The following is a 15,320-nucleotide window of genomic DNA, read 5'->3' on the forward strand; positions in this document are numbered from 1 at the left end:
AGGCATGAAGCTGTCCTTGAGTAATCTGGAAAAGCTGTTGACCGACTTAGCCGCGCGCTAAGTGCTGTGGTCCCCTAGCGGTCAAAGGCAGTACTACACGGGGACTTCCGCCAACCTACTACGCATGTTGCCAGCCGGCGTACCCCAGTCGATGATCAGCCTGCTCTCGAACGCGGCGAAAAGGCGAAAAGACATTTTAAGAACGAGCGTTTGTAAAATGTCTTGCGGGCGTAAGTTTGCCTAACCAGCTCTTTTTACCCCGTGCCCGCCTACTTCGCCTACTACCGCGTCTCCACCCACAAGCAAGGCAACTCCGGCCTGGGGCTCGACGCCCAGCGCGCGGCGGTGAGTAGTTTCCTGCAGAGAGCCGCTCCGGTGGGGGAGTACGTGGAAGTCGAGAGTGGCAAGAAGAATCAGCGGCCCCAACTGCTCGCGGCGATTGCCGCGGCGCGGGCCGCGGGTGGGGTGCTACTGATTGCTAAGTTGGATCGGTTGAGTCGCAATGCAGGCTTTATCCTGGCCCTGCGCGACTCGGGGGTGCAGTTCGCCTGCTGCGACATGCCCGACGCCAATACGCTCACCGTAGGCCTCTTCGCCGTCATCGCCCAGCACGAGCGCGAAACCATCTCCCAACGCACCAAAGATGCGCTCAAAGCCAAGAAGGCGCGGGGCGCGCAGCTCGGCACGCCGGCCAACCTGACCGAGGATGCCCGGCAGCTGGGCTTGGAGGCCCGGCAGCGTAATGCCCGCGAGCATGGGGGGATTAGGCAGGCTACGGCGCTGATTCTGGCGCGCCGCGCGCAGGGGCTGAGCTGTGAGTGCATCGCGGGGGAGTTGAATGCCTTAGGCTTTACCGCCCGCAGGGGAGGGGCCTTCTCCCAAAAGCAGGTCCAGCGCCTCGTCGACCGGGCGACAATTGGTCCCTGACAGTTGCTGCTTGGGTAATCAGTGGCCCTGCTGACGTTACGATTTACTTGCCGTGTAGCTTTAGGGGGTGTTGTTAAACAAATAGGGGAAAACCTCCGACTCAGCCCTGCGTGGATTTTGCAGGTGGTTGCCAAGCGGTAATCAGGCCCATGTCAAACGGGGCTTCGGCCGGCAGGGGCTGGTCGGAGAAGTCGTACTCGCCGTGCAGATTCACGTGGCGGTAGGAGAGCACGGCGAAGGGCGAGAGCGTGGCCAGCGTGGCCGCTTGCTGTTCCGGGGGTAGCCGGGCCAGGTGCTGGGAGAGGTGCAGGTAATTCCAGCAGATGATGGCGTTCATCAACAGGCGCTTGCAGGTCTCGGCCACCAGCTGCTCGGAGCGAGTGGCGGCGTGAAACTCCTGGTTGCGCCCGTGCCAGACGGCGTGGGCGAGTCGGTGGGCGCTTTCGCCCTTATTGAGCTGCTTCTGGATACGCTGGCGCAGCTCCAACTGGTCGACGTAGCGCAGCAGGAACTCGGTTTTGACCAGCCGGCCCAGCTCTTTCAGGGCCCGGTAGAGCGGGTGCTGGCGGGCGTAGGAGTTGAGCCGGCCGAACAAGCGCGAGGCCTCACTGTGGCGCAGCTTCAGGGTGACGACGAGGCGCAGCACCTCGTCCCAGTACCGGGCGATGCGTTCCGCATCAATGCGCGCGTCGGGCAGCAGGGTTTGCCCCAGCTGCCGGTGGGCGGCCACGGGCTCCCAGCTGTAGAGCTGCTGGTTGGTGAGCTGGCGGATGCGCGGCTCGTAGGCAATGCCCAACATCCGGGTCACGGCGAAGATGACTTCCGTGTAGCCGTGTGTGTCGGTGCTGTGCACGTCCGTGGGCCGCACGGCGTGGCGCAGCAAGCCCTCCAGCAGGTGCGTGGCCTCGCGGTCGGCGGCGCTGAACACAGTCGAATCAAAGACGAGCAGCGTTTCGTCCACGTACGAATAAGCTGTCAGGCCGCGGCGGTTGCCGAAGTATTTGAACGAGGCGCTGCCGCCGAGCGAGTACACGGCCAGGTCGTATTTCTGCCCGTCGCTGCTGCTGTGCAGCACATCCGGCGAAAGCCGAAAGGCCTCGCGCAGGCGCAGCTGGCGGGTAAAGTTTAGAATCAGCTCGTTGGCCTGGCGCAGGTTGTCGAGCGTGAAATGGGTGCTGGCCAGGCGCTGCAGGGCCGCCTCGTCCACCTGCGGCGCGACTTGCGCCAGGCGGCGCAGGCCCAGGTTGCAGCCCAGCCCGACCAGCGCCGCCAGCAGTTGCGACAAGGGCGGCGGCGTGCGGGCGTGTTTGCTAGGCAGCGAGCCAAAGGCCGTGTCAAATTGCGTGAGCCGGGCCACGCTGGTGAGCACCTCGCGCAGGGGCACCACCCGGTGGCGGGGAAACAGGTGCGCCGGCAGGCGCGGCTGCTCGGCCGGCAGCCGGGGCGTGGTGAGGCGGTAGCGCCCGGCCGGGGTGCGGTGCGCGTGCGGGTTGGCGGCCCCGCTCAGGTGGGCGTTGGTCTGCGAAAACTGGTCCTGCAACTGCGCTTGGAGGGTGGCTTTCACCGTGGTAAGGTCGCGCCAGGCACTCAGGCCTGCCTGTTCGAGCAGGGCTTCGCGTTGCCGGGCCCACTGCGCGGCCGGCAGCAGGTAGTGCTCAAAGGCCCGGTACTGGTAGCAGCAGGTGAAGTTGAGCTGGCCGGACTTGATGGCCGTGGCCATCTCCATAAACAGCAGCGCTTTGTAGAGCGAGGGGCGCAACCGGCCCTGCGCGTCGAGGACGTAGGCGCGTTGCGTGAGCGAGAGGAAGTCCAGCGGCACCTGCGCGCCCAGGTGCCCGTCGTGCTGCTGGTAGTACTGCACGGCCCGCCACAAGTCGGCGCGGGTGGTTGCTTCGTCGACGACCAGCGCTTTGACCAACGCCCCGAGCTTGGTTTGCAGGCGTAAGGAAGCGCCGGCCAGCGTCTCGTGAAACAGCGCTTCCCCGGCCTGCTGCTCGGTGGCTTGGCGCAATTGCTCCAGCTGCTGGTGGTCTTCGCTGAGCTGGGCGGCCGTGACCTGGTGGCGCTGCAGCAGCGCGTCGATGCGCTGAAGCTTCTGCTCGGCCGGTACGTCGGGGGCATCGACCAGGGCACGAATCTGGGTCAGGGCCTGCAGGTGCCGGTAGCCCCGGCCCGTCACCTGGCTGGTCAGCTGCTGCGTTGCGGTGCGCTGCTGGTAGAGCGTCTCCTTGACCTGCTCGCGGCATTGATTCGCGGCGCTGGTCGTGGTGTGTAGCAGCGTGTCGACCAGGGCGTCGCCCAACTCGTAGTACTGGTGCACCACGAAGCTGAGCAGGTAGAGGTAGCGCCGTTCGTCGCGGCGGTAGAGCTGCGCGGCCTGGGCCCGCAGCACGTACTCGGCGTAGTAGGTGATAGCTTGGTCCGAAAGGCGCAGCCGCTGCCAAAGCGGATGCAGTTGCGCGAAAAGCTGCCGCAGGGACGCGAAATGGGTGACCCGCTCGCGGATTTCGCCGGCCCGCAGGCCTTGGTGGATGCGCTTGAGAAACGTGAGCGGATAGCGCCGGTCCGCGTTCGTTTCCCCCGCAGCGGTTTCGTTGGGGTCATCGGCGGCCAGCAAGCGGTCCAGCAGCCGCTGCTCGCCGGGGTGCAGGTGCTGCTGCAAGCGGTGGAGCAGCCGTTTCTCAAACGCGAGCAGGGCCCGCGTAATGACATCGGCGAGGGTATAATAGGTGGGCAGCTCCAGCCGGTGCTCGTGCAGGTACAGCACCAGGTAATCGAAGACCGCCGCGGGCTTCAAGTGCTGACTGCTCAGACGCAGGGCTTCTTGATACAGGCGCTCCGTCGCGGCCGTGTCAAACCGTGCAATGCCCAGGTGCTCGCAGATGAGCTGCTGGTGGGCGTAGTACCGGGCATCGGCGTAACGCAGCGGGTCAAAGTCGTCGGGCCCCAGCCCCAGCTGCCGGGCCACGTACGCCACATCGGCCGCGTGGTAGCGGGTGGCCACGTAGAAGCGCTGGCTAATCTGGAAGTAGCCCAGCTGCAAGACATACCCGACGCGGTTGCCCGCAGTCAGCATCCGCAGCAGGTGCGCATCCGCCCAATCCGGTACGGCGAAGACCCGCGCCTGCTCGGCCGCCGGCACCAGCGGGGGCTGCTCGTAGAGCTCGCGCTCCTTGCCCAGGTGAATCCGCAGATGCGTGGCCATAGAAGGGGCAAAAACCGATGGACTTAACGACCGTTATCCCTACCGTCTGCTGATAGCGTTAACGTGCATGTAAAGGTATCGAAAACCGGTACCTTTACGGCGCACTTTTACCTTATCGCTAACCTGCCCGTTTTGCTCATGATTTTTGGCTACGTCCGCGTCTCGACCAGCGCCCAATCGGCCGAGAGCCAAAAGAGTCTCATCGCCCGCTACCTGGTGGAGCACCGCTGGACCTTGGACGAGTGGATTGAAGTTGAAATGTCTTCCCGCCGGACCGCCGGGCAGCGCCGCCTGCCCGAACTACTGGCCAAGGTCGCCGCCGGCGACACGGTCATCGTCTCCGAGCTCTCGCGGCTGGGCCGCTCCCTGCGCGAAGTACTGGGCCTGATTGAAGAGTTGATTCACCAGAAGCGCTGCCGGCTGATTCTGGTTAAGCAAGGTCTGGACCTGGACCCACAGAACCACCGCGACATGACCCACAAAATTCTGCTCACCATTTTCGCCATGCTGGCCGAGTTGGAGCGGGACTTCGTCTCCGAGCGCACGAAGGAGGGCCTACGGTCCCGGCGCGAGCAAGGCATCGTGCTGGGTAAGCCCAAGGGCGTGGTGCAGCGCTCGATGTACGACGCCGACCGCGAGCGCATCCTGCACCTGCACGCGCTGGGCGTGCCGCTGGCTGCCATCGTGGACGTGCACCTAAAATATGGCAAGTATCTCTCCCTGAAGAACTACCTGGCCAAGCTGCAGCGACCGACCCTGCCGGCTGCCTAAGCCACTTTACGCACCGAGCCCCGGCCATGCTGCCGCGTGGTGCTTGTCCTTCCCTTTTTCCGCTCCTATGGACGATAGAAGTCTAATACGAATTATTAGTTTGCTGGCAGTTTTTATTTCCTGTCTGTTAGCCTTTTTTCTACTGACTGTTCCCACCAAGCACCGATTGAGCAATCGCTTATTCGGGGTATTTATTCTGCTTAATGCGCTGGATATCAGTTCCTGGTTCCTGGACCGCTACCTGCTTCCTTTTCCCGGGCTTTTGCTATTCAAAGGCACGACAAACACGCTCATCAACCCCCTCTTTTACCTGTATGCGCTGGCGGTTTGCTACACCGACTTTCGGCTAAGGCCCCGGCATCTGTGGCATCTGCTCCCGTTCGGGTTGCTCACACTGGGACTGCTGCCTCGTTTCTATTTGGTGGATGCGGCCGCGAAACAGGTGTTTCTGGAAAATTACTTCGCGCAGCCTAGGGCCAATATCAATCTGTGGCTAGGCGAGGTGCAATTCATCGGGTATTTTATTGCTGTTTTCATTACCTTAAAAAGGTACAAACAGGCGTATCTGGAAAACTATACCAATACGTCTAGCATCACCTACGATTGGCTTTTTCAGCTAACGGCTACGCTTACGGCATTGCATGCCATTGTGATGGTCAAAAATGGCTTGCAGTTCACCGGTCATCTGCAGTGGTTCGTTGGGGCCGAACTACTGGTGGGGCTCAATGCCACCTGCTTTCTGTCTTGGTTTGTGCTCAAGGCCCTTTACAATCCGACGCTCTTCCGTAGCATTGATTCGACCCTCGAACCGGTCGAGGCCCTGCTGGCCGACGAGCCCGCTCCCGTCCCTACGCGCCCGGTAGCTACCACCCCAGAAACCGACGCGTCCGTGCGGCGGTTGCGCGAACACATGGAGCAGGCGGAACCGTACCTCGACCCGGACCTGACCATCCAGGACCTGGCCACCCAACTGCACTTACCCGTGCGGGAACTATCGGTGCTCATTAACCACCACCTGGGGCAACACTTTTTCGATTTTGTGAATGAGTACCGCATCACCAAAGCGATGCGCTTACTGAAGGATACGGCGCCGCCCCAAGCAACGGTGCTGGAGATTCTGTATGCGGTCGGGTTCAACTCCAAATCTTCGTTCAATACCTCCTTCAAGAAACGCACGGGCCTGACCCCAACCCAGTACCGCAGTGCGGAGCCCGGGTAGTAGCAGTCGCCGACCAACTTGTGCCGGCACTGCCAGGATAATGCGGCAAGTGAGCAGCGGAGCGGCATGCTTATTCAAGTGCCTGGTAAAAAGACATTTATACTAAAGTCGTACGGGGGCTACTAAAAGTCGAACTCCTTTTTTAGCAGAAAATTGGTTCGACTTTTTTAGGTGGTCGCAGGGCCTGAAGTGGGAAAGCACCTTTGCCCCACCTGGTACATACGCTAGGTGTTCAGCAGTGCCCAGCTATGCCACCTTTGATAGCCTCCTCCTTCAGAAAACTCCTTTTTCATCCCGAAAAGTCCCCGGTGCTCCCCCGTCAGGGGGACACCGGCTGCCGCTGGCAAAAGCGAGGGCTACCCCTTTGGCTGGGGCTGCTCTGCTGGCTACTGCCTTGCTGGGGGGCAGTGGCCCAGGGCACGCTCAGCGGCACCGTGACGGATGGGAACGCGCCCATCGCCTGGGCCAACGTGGTGCTGTTCGACCCCAGCGGGAAGCTGGCCACGGCGGCCGTGACGACTGCAACGGGCAGCTTCGTACTGCAGGCCGCGCCAGGGGCCTACCGGTTCAAAGTGAGTTTCCTGGGCTTTGCCGACTGGGAGCAGGCGGTGCAACTGGCCCCAGCAACCGCGCTGGGTACCATCGTCTTACGTGCCAGTGCTACCACGCTCCAGGAAGTCACCGTGCGGGGCCAAAAAAACCTGGTCGACTACCAGCCGGACCGCGTGGTGTTTAACGTGGAAAACAGCGTGTCGGCCGTCGGCGGCGATGCCGTGCAGGTCCTGAGCGCCGCGCCTGGCGTGCTGGTGCGCAACAATACCATCAGCCTGCTGGGCAAAGGGGCCGTGCGCGTGCTGGTCAACGGCCGCTTGCTGGAACTCACGGGGGAAGAGCTGGTCACCTACCTGAAAGCCATCCCTGCCAGCAGCATCAGGAATGTGGAAGTAATGACCAATCCCCCGGCCAAATACGAAGCCGGCGGGGGAGGACTGCTGAACATCAACCTCAAACCGGGCGCGGCTGATTCCTGGAAAAATACTACCACCCTGGCCTATGAGCAGAACACCTATGGGGCGGCGGCGCTGCGGGACAACTTGGTTTACAATCAGGGCAAGGTGCACTTCGCGGGCAGTGCGGGCGGCAAGCTGGGGAGTAGCCAAGTCAAACAGACGCTGCGGACCGCCTACCCGGGGGGGCCGTGGGACCTGCGCTACGTGGCCCGGCAGCGGGAAGACAATGCGTCGGCCCGGCTCGCGCTGGATTACGACCTCACGCCGCACACGGCGGTGGGCGGGCAGTACGCGGGCACCTACGCCGCCCCCAGCAGCCAAGACGATACGGCCATCGGGGTTTTTGGGCCGCAACAGGCGCTGGATTCCCTGATACGCAACACGGGTACTCGCCAGGTGCGCACGACCAGCCACGCTTACAACGCGCACCTGGTATCGGTACTGGATACCTTGCACCGGCAGCTCGCCGTGGACGGGGACTACTTTGCGTATAACACCGACCTGAATAATGCCTTCGTAGCCAACGTCTTTACGCTCACTGAGCGTTTTCTCCATACCAATCTGGCGGCCCGCAACGTGTCGCACCAGCAGGTGCGCACGGGCAGTGTGAAGGTGGACGTCGAGCACCCGCTAAAATGGGCCCGTCTCTCGTACGGGGCCAAAATCAGCCTGATTAACAGTCAGAGCGGGATTGCCTACTACAACACCCTGCTGGCCACGCCCCAGCTGGATGCGGGCCGGTCCAATACCTTCGATTACCGGGAGCGAACCCAGGCCCTCTACCTCAGCGGTACCCGCCCCCTTACCCCCAAGCTGCGCCTGCAGCTGGGGCTGCGGCTGGAAAATACCCAGACGCGGGGGTATTCCGCAACATTGAATCAGCTGACCACCAATGCGTATTTTAAACTATTTCCCACCGCCTACCTCACCTACCAGCGGGATAGCATCCGGAGCGTTCAGCTGACCTACGGCCGGCGGGTGAACCGGCCCGGCTTCGGCCTGCTGAATCCGTTCCGCTCGTACCTCAACAGCACCAGCTACTCCGAGGGCAACCCCTTTTTGCAGCCTTCCTTCGTGGACAATCTGGACCTGACCTATACTTACAAGGACGCTTGGCGGACCAACGCCTTCGTAACCCGCACCGTGGACGGCTTCGGGCCCGTATTTACCGCCAACCCGGTTACGAATACGTTGGTCATCAGTCGGCAAAACTACTTGCAGGAATACGCTTACGGGTTGGGCGAAAGCTACACGGCGCCCGTTACGAGCTGGTGGCAGACTCAGACCCTGCTGTACATGTTAGGCTCCACAAGTCGGTTTACCAATGGGTTGACGGCCACGCCGCGCAACGGGGCCCAGCTGTACGGGTCCACTACGAATACCTTCACCCTGCGCCCAGCCTCCAAGCTGCAAGTGGAATATACCTACGCGTCGCCGGTCGCCCGGGGCTTGTACCACACGGGCTACGTATCGGGCCTGAACCTGGCCCTGCAACAGACGCTGTTGCACGACCGATTACAGGTGGCGGCCCTGCTGAACGACGTCTTCAACACCGCCTACCTGAAAGACTATACCTCGACGGTAAACGGTATTCAACAAGTCTACAGCGAGAATAACAGCAGCCGTTTTTTTCGTCTTAGCCTAACGTATGATTTCGGTAACAGCCAATTGTCAGGCAAGCAGCGGGAATTTGGGAGTGAGGACGAGCGCAAGCGTACTCGCTAGGCGGTCCTTTGACACCCGGCTGACGAAGTGGAGCCAGCACCCACTGAAGCAGAATCTTCTCAGCAACAACAGTAGCTCCAGAGTCGGAGGTTTTCCCCTATTTGTTTAACAACACCCCTTATTGGACTACTTCTTCGGGAAGATTGCGCTGTCTAACACATAGGCAATTATCAGACGAAGCGAAGGCACTTTGTGCAGTGAGAGACCGCCAAGCCGATAGCAACCGTATTTTTGCCTGGTTCACTGTTTTCCCGCTTAGTGCCTAACCGTTCTGTTCCTAGGGTATCCGCTCTGATTGATAAGCTCACCCATTCCATTGAGCTCGCCGCAACAGGAGAGTTCTATGCCACCGTGCTGACACGTCTGAGCGGTACGCAACGGCGACAGCTCCAGAAAAAGGATTGGCTTTTCAATTGGTCCCGCGAACTTGACACGGCACGTCGCCAGGTCTATAAGCTCACGACGGTTGCCGAGCCAGTGCTCATTCAAGGGCTTATTAGTTTAGAAGTGGACACGGACCACGTCTTTGTCTACCTAGTGGAAAGCGCGGCCTTCAATAAAGGGGCGCAAAGGCAGTATCTTGGGGTGGCAGGCAACCTGTTTGCCTGGGCCTGTCGGTTATCTTTTGAGCAGGGCTATGAGGGCTTTGTAGCGTTTGAAGCTAAAACGGCGTTACTGACGCATTATCAGCAGGCCCTCGGGGCCCAGCGCATGGGTCGAGGCTTACGCATGTATTTGGCAACCAAAGCAGCCACCGAACTTGTTAGCAGGTACTTTCCCGATTATTCCACTCCCTAACCCGCCTTGACGATGTCTACCAAACTTGGTTATGAGCCTACCGGAGTCGATTTTGTGGTGGAATCTACTCCCTTGACGCCGGAAGAAAAGCAAGCCTTTTCCCAGCTAATCGCGGAGCAGCGGCAAAAGAGCCCGCGCCCGACGCGCCGACCTACCACGCCGACCACTAAGCAGCGAGCGACCCTCTAATTTTCGTAAAAAGCGGCAAGAAAAAATCCCGGCTAATTGGCTGGGATTTTTCATGTTCAAAATATATCTATCAAAAAGGGGATGAAAAATCGCTTTTTGATAGGTGTGGAAGGAAACCTTTAATTAGTTATCCAGCAGAATATGTTGCAATACATCGTGTACACCCTGTTGGTAGTCTAAGTATTCTGCTTTACTGACTGCTGTAGGTGTATGATATAAGCTACCCGGGTGTGAAATGCCATTATTATTTCTCCTATTAAAAAGGTTTGCAACCTTGGTTTTTGTCTCTGTTCTTACGCCACGTCCCTCCAGGAATCTATCCACTCGCGTATGATCGTAGTTTTTAAGTTCAGTAACAGTATTTTCCTGCAGATAGCAAATCAGCTGTAACTCATTGAGTAAAAGATTTAAAGATACTGAATAACTGTCGGCCCGCTCATTATGAATACGAAGCTTAATCTGCTCTACAAGAGCAGGTTGGTTCTTAATCCACTTGATTCTTTCATAAGGCAGTTTATAGTAACCTGTACAAGGCTTAGTCGCTGACTTACATTCTTTTATCTTTTCAAAAATGGCTCTCATGTTAAAATTGCTCTTCAGTATCTTTTTGAGAGATTTCTCCTTGAAATTCACTTGACATAGATAGGTTAGCAATAGGTTGATATCGTAAACGGTATTTGGCTTAAGGGCTTTTAAATAGGTGAGTAATCCAATAGCAGAATAGGAGTTTAGGAGTAGGATACAGATCAGGGCGTGAGGCTGCATCCTACAGAGCTCGTAATTGAAATCATTAAGTAGAAAACTTAATTTTTCTTTATTTTCTTTCTTCTCAAGCAAGCTGCGCACTCTGCTGTCAAAAATGTTCTTCAAGTCATCGTAACTGATGCCACCATACAAATCTTCAGGTCTGTAGTTTAGGTGTTGATTTTTGAGGTGAGCCAAGAAATTGAGTAGGCGGTCGGTTTTCTCTAGTGCAGTTAGAGTGGGGGCATCAATAACCGATTCTTTAGTAACCGGTTGACTCGTACTTTCAATTGGGCAGAGAGGCCCTTCTATAGATTCTTCCTGCTGCTCGTCTTCCCCCATCTCACCTGAAATATCTCCAATAGCGTGTATAAATTCGAGAAGAGATACATCGTCGTGTGGGCGAAAAACCCTTGTTTTAGAGTTAACGCCAAGCTTTAACTCCTCATGTAAGGCGTGAGTGATAGCATTGAGGAGGTGATATATAATGGCCTCTTTTTGGTGTGAGGTAAGAGTGGAAGAAAAATCAAGAATAATAAATATATCATCTACATACCTTATAATTTTAAAAGAATTTATATGTCCGCTGGGTGCAATTGATTCAATACACCTTTCGATGATATTATCACCAAAAAAAAGATATAAAAATCCAATAAATGAGGAAGCTAAATTGCTATCACTCTGCGGTATACCAGTATTATTGTGCTTAATAAACCGGAGGAAAAAATCTAATTGATCACAAGTATGCTCCTCAAAGTGCATGTCACGTCTAGTAGTGAACCTAACATCACTTTTTATTTTTTGAAGTAGGGTGGTTACGCAAAGAGACTCATAATAATTCTGTATATCTAACTTTATTATATATCTATTTTTTTCGGCTTTTGCAAAGTGATTTAGGTGGCGCTTAAAGTCATCGTAATAGTTTTTGTAATACGTAGTATTTTTATTTATCACTACGCCACCGTTTTTATAATATAAATTTCCTCCATAAAAAGAAGTTACATTGCTTTGTTTTTTATTAGAAACTATGTCATTTGTTAATTTTACTAAATAAAGACAAACAGCATAGTACAGCGTCATCATAGGGTAGCTAAAAAAATAGTAATTCCTGATACCCAGACTTTTCTTAGGGATTGTATAGGATAGGGTATAGAATTCATTTTGCAAAGCGTAAAAAAGATTTGTTTTTATTCTCTCTTCAAAATACTCTTCTTCTCCAATAGCTACAAAGCATGGCTTAGCAGCTTCGAAATAATAGAAACCTAGCTTATTGTAGTGTTTGTTAGTAGCCTTCTGTTCTATCTGAAAATCCAGTAGCTTTTTGGCTTCACACCATATGTCGTAAGTTAAAAAATCTCCGAAGGTGAATTGAGTAAGTGACATATATTCTTATAGAGTGGGTGAGCGTGAAGGTAGTTTGCGGAGCTCAATATTAGGTTCGGCAAGGCTCTATATTCTCGTTTGTTGCAGTACTAAGTAGTAAGATTTCTGAAGAGACACAAACTAGGTAAATTAGAGAAAAGAGAGCCAAAAGGCCTAATTGCTAGCAATCAAGTGTCCGACAATTGCCAGTTATGTTAAGGGCCAATGGTCTACGCTGTTTCTTTGGGAAGCCCTTCCGTTTTCGGCAAGCGCACGTAGCCGTGTTTTTGATACGGCTTAATCCACGTCAGTTTTAACTCGGCGTTGCCGGGACCGCAGCGCTGCAGGCGAAAGTGACCCGAAACCTCAAAGCCCTCCGTGCGGACCAGGTATTTGTTCCACGTACTATCCACAAGCACGACGGGCAGTGACGTGGCATTATAATGCCCCTGCGCACGGGTTCCCAGCTTCTTACCCGCCGCTAGCTGGATCAGTTCAGGCGCTGTCAAGTTTAAAAACATCAGGCACCTGATGGCCTCTACTGTCGTCGGATCAAATAGCTTGGGACTAGCCGTTAAGGAGATTAAAGATACACTGCGCTTGATGGCTGGACTGTCAGCATATCGCTGCAAATCAATTACATACAATTCATTTTTATTCCATTCGCAATAGAGCACTCTATCTTTGCCAACTAAGAAATTGTAAAAAAGCGTTTTATTTTCGGGAAGCGTTCTTAGGATCTCTATGTCAAATAAGTCGCCGACTTTGATGCGGCTAATGACCTGCTGCGCGGGTTCGGTGAGTAAATAGTTCGGGGTGTAGGGATTCAGCAGAAACAGGAGCATCCGATTGAGCACGTCCCTTTTGGTAGCTACCTCAGATACTCCCACTGCCTCTGCGTAAGCATTCGCCGCGAAAACGGCTGCATCTTTTAGTACAGCAGCTCGTGCGGGATTTTTCAGCGCTAAGCCCAGGTACTGATTTTCGATAATATGCATCGGAGTGCTGGTGAAAGACTGTTTGGCCGGGGAATATAGTAAAGTGTTCTACCTAAAGAGGGCAACACCTGCGAGGTGGTGGGAAGCAGGGCGTGGTGGCGCGTAATAAAGGGCTAATCCGCGGTAAAAGCCGAGAAAAACCGCTAGTCTTATACGCCCGCTTAACCCAGAAAACGGGCCTGAGACTAGTTGAAGTACGAGGGGTTGGTAGTCGATTAGGTCATTGGCAATTGCCAAAAATGCTCAACTCGCCGATCCGCCAAAATAAATTATTACGTGTTTTGCACTTAACCGACTCTGCTACAAGTAATAAGCCTGAAAAGTTATCCGTTTTTTATTACGTCACCCGCGCGGCAGTGCGCGCCCTTTAGCTTTTGCTCCTACTCTGAGCGGGCTGTCAAAGGGAATATATGAAGACCACTCGCCCGGCTAAAATAGGACCTAGCGCTTCTGAATTGGCCTTTTGCCTCGCGTGGCGAGTGGCAATTGCCAGTTGGGATCTGGCAATTGCCACTCGCCGCCACGGCGGGCGAATACTCCGCCTAAGCAGACATTGAGGGCCCCGAGCGAACGTGGGAGTACCGAGGCAGCCCGCGGCAACTTTACGCCCGCTTGGCTGAGTAGAATCGCCTGAAAAGCCAATCTCACTCGTATCACCCTTCGCGCGCTGTCAGAGGCGATTAGCAGCGAATTCGACCTAGCATAGTCTCACTAGTCGAGCCTCGCAGCCCAGCTTGCACTGTCACTACTTAGCAATTGCCAAGGGCTGTCTCGGTGATATCTGTAGCGGTGAGGGTTGACGGTTGAGAACTAGGAAGAGCTGTTTGCCTACCCCAGGCCGGCGCGCGGCCACCAGCCAAATACCGGTCACCAGGCTCAGTCGAGGCGCAAAAGTCCCCCCACGCGTTGGAAACGCCATTTTTAGCCCTTTTCACGGCTATTCCGTCTCATTTCCTTGCCTAGCACCCCAACGTGCCCTGTCATCTACTGGCAATTGCCCCTGCGAGAATTATGGATATATGACGACGTTGTTCAGGTGCTAAAATGCTATTTAATAAATAGTTAGATACCTCGCGGCAGTTGTAGCTGGCAATTGCGATGGGGTTACTAGCCGGTTGCGTAAGTTCACTGGCTAATCGATTCCAACTGATGTTCACTAGTTACCCCCTAGTAGGGACTCCTTAGGGCGTACTAAGTCGCTGGCCGGAGCTTCTCGCCTTGTTAGGCTATAGCCCAGCAGATTGTCAGAGCGAATCTAGGGCAAGCTAAGCGGGTGTAGAGATAAAGAGATAACCCAAGTAATAGACAGCAATGGACATCGCATTTAGAAGCTTGCGGGCAGCTCTAGCGCGGGAGCCCAGCAGTGCAGCGCGTGATTGAGGGCGATTTGATACTGTTGTCGCAGAAACTGTTGCCGCTTAGCAGGCGTAGCGCCCGTCTGGTTAACGATGGTTTCGGCCAGCGGGTGCTTGCTGGCGATGAAGAATTCGTTGCGCTGGTATAGACGCTGCAGGAAGCGTAGCTCCGGAACGCGGGCACTCTTAGTCCCATTGACCGTCCGGTCCGCGAGCACCAGGTTCCATACGCCATTGATATTGGCGGGCAGATGCACACGCTTGTTCAAATGGGGGAGAAAGTGGTCGACCTGGCCGAGCGTAGGGGAGCCCGGGCTAACGGAGATATCTTGAAAGCTGTAAAAGCACTTGCCTTTTTGGTAGCCATTGAGGGCCTCCCGCACCGAGGTGATGTTGACCCGTCGCAGCAGGTTACGCTCGACAAAGAAGAGGCCCTGCGCCTCATCGTACTGCACTTCGAGTAAGTTGGGGTTGAGCCCCAGGTTCCACGCCGTCTCCACTAGTTGCCACCGCGCCTCGGCTTCGCGAGCAAAGTTCTGAAAGTGAAACGACTCTTTGAGTTGTAGCAACGCGTCCGTGAGCACTAGGTGCGGCTTTCCGTTCACGAGGTGCTTCTCGTAGAAAGGCCGAGGGATCGGCCCTAGATTGACCACTTGAAAGGCCTCGATGACATGCACAAACCCCAGCTTTTCAGTGTGGGCTAGCAGGTCCGCTTGCGTCAGTTCCTGGGCGATAAAGCGTCGGCAGGCGGTCAAAAATTGACTGGAAGCGGCACTACCCTGTTTGTCGTATTGCTGCAGGTGGCGCACGAGATGACGCGAGAAGGGCTCGGCTAAATCCGCCAGCGTGATAGTCGTTGTCTGCGTGCCTACGAGTTCGAGCAGCGCTTGAGCAAAGGCAAACTTGTAGGTGGCCGAGTTCTTACCGAATAGAATAATGGCGCGCCACTGCGATTCGAGGGACGGGTCATGGAGCTGATAAGGCGTACTCACAGGAGGCTGACTGGTAAATAAGTAT

General features: G+C 55.7%; 10 protein-coding genes. 6 read left to right on the plus strand and 4 right to left on the minus strand.

From position 1 onward, the window contains the following. Nucleotides 1-261 precede the first annotated feature (261 nt). A complete protein-coding gene (locus tag GO988_RS23260) occupies nucleotides 262-927 on the plus strand; it encodes a recombinase family protein (RefSeq protein ID WP_317164966.1) in 666 nt (221 codons plus the stop codon). Nucleotides 928-1,027: 100 nt separating this feature from the next. Here GO988_RS23260 and GO988_RS23265 read toward each other — a convergent pair whose 3' ends face one another. Further along, nucleotides 1,028-4,132, minus strand: coding sequence for a Tn3 family transposase (locus GO988_RS23265; protein ID WP_157570039.1), 3,105 nt, complete (start codon nucleotides 4,130-4,132; stop codon nucleotides 1,028-1,030). 63 nt (nucleotides 4,133-4,195) lie between these two features. Between GO988_RS23265 and GO988_RS23270 the strand changes: the two genes are divergently transcribed. The 5 genes from GO988_RS23270 to GO988_RS23910 all read left to right on the plus strand — a co-directional run bounded on the left by GO988_RS23270 (nucleotide 4,196) and on the right by GO988_RS23910 (nucleotide 9,844). Beyond that, a complete protein-coding gene (locus GO988_RS23270; protein ID WP_317164967.1) occupies nucleotides 4,196-4,903 on the plus strand; it encodes a recombinase family protein in 708 nt (235 codons plus the stop codon). 166 nt (nucleotides 4,904-5,069) lie between these two features. Continuing rightward, nucleotides 5,070-6,122 (plus strand): helix-turn-helix domain-containing protein, encoded by a 1,053-nt coding sequence (locus tag GO988_RS23275; protein ID WP_198173023.1) that lies wholly within the window; start codon nucleotides 5,070-5,072, stop codon nucleotides 6,120-6,122. A 407-nt stretch (nucleotides 6,123-6,529) separates the two neighbouring features. Then, nucleotides 6,530-8,857 (plus strand): TonB-dependent receptor domain-containing protein, encoded by a 2,328-nt coding sequence (locus GO988_RS23280; protein WP_198173024.1) that lies wholly within the window; start codon nucleotides 6,530-6,532, stop codon nucleotides 8,855-8,857. Nucleotides 8,858-9,115: 258 nt separating this feature from the next. Beyond that, nucleotides 9,116-9,655, plus strand: a complete 540-nt coding sequence (locus GO988_RS23285) for a hypothetical protein (RefSeq protein ID WP_198173025.1) — start codon at nucleotides 9,116-9,118, stop codon at nucleotides 9,653-9,655. 12 nt (nucleotides 9,656-9,667) lie between these two features. Beyond that, on the plus strand, nucleotides 9,668-9,844 hold the full coding sequence (locus GO988_RS23910; protein ID WP_198173026.1) for a hypothetical protein: 177 nt from the start codon (nucleotides 9,668-9,670) through the stop codon (nucleotides 9,842-9,844). Nucleotides 9,845-9,967: 123 nt separating this feature from the next. Here the strand turns inward: GO988_RS23910 and GO988_RS23290 are convergent, their stop codons facing one another. The 3 genes from GO988_RS23290 to GO988_RS24710 all read right to left on the minus strand — a co-directional run bounded on the left by GO988_RS23290 (nucleotide 9,968) and on the right by GO988_RS24710 (nucleotide 15,295). Beyond that, nucleotides 9,968-11,971, minus strand: coding sequence for an AbiA family abortive infection protein (locus tag GO988_RS23290; protein ID WP_157570042.1), 2,004 nt, complete (start codon nucleotides 11,969-11,971; stop codon nucleotides 9,968-9,970). Between the two features lie 209 nt (nucleotides 11,972-12,180). Continuing rightward, entirely contained in the window at nucleotides 12,181-12,948 is a 768-nt protein-coding gene (locus tag GO988_RS23295; protein WP_157570043.1) for a hypothetical protein, read from the minus strand. 1,324 nt (nucleotides 12,949-14,272) lie between these two features. Then, nucleotides 14,273-15,295 (minus strand): HNH endonuclease family protein, encoded by a 1,023-nt coding sequence (locus GO988_RS24710; RefSeq protein WP_198173027.1) that lies wholly within the window; start codon nucleotides 15,293-15,295, stop codon nucleotides 14,273-14,275. Nucleotides 15,296-15,320: the final 25 nt, after the last annotated feature.

Origin of the sequence: Hymenobacter ginkgonis, assembly GCF_009755225.1 — a bacterium.
Classification (GTDB): domain Bacteria; phylum Bacteroidota; class Bacteroidia; order Cytophagales; family Hymenobacteraceae; genus Hymenobacter; species Hymenobacter ginkgonis.

Bases quoted from the DNA above. Each gene is read 5' to 3' on its own strand.
- GO988_RS23910 (WP_198173026.1), top strand. From the start codon at position 9,668: ATGTCTACCAAACTTGGTTATGAGCCTACCGGAGTCGATTTTGTGGTG.
- GO988_RS23290 (WP_157570042.1), bottom strand. From the start codon at position 11,971: ATGTCACTTACTCAATTCACCTTCGGAGATTTTTTAACTTACGACATA.
- GO988_RS23295 (WP_157570043.1), bottom strand. From the start codon at position 12,948: ATGCATATTATCGAAAATCAGTACCTGGGCTTAGCGCTGAAAAATCCC.
- GO988_RS23265 (WP_157570039.1), bottom strand. From the start codon at position 4,132: ATGGCCACGCATCTGCGGATTCACCTGGGCAAGGAGCGCGAGCTCTAC.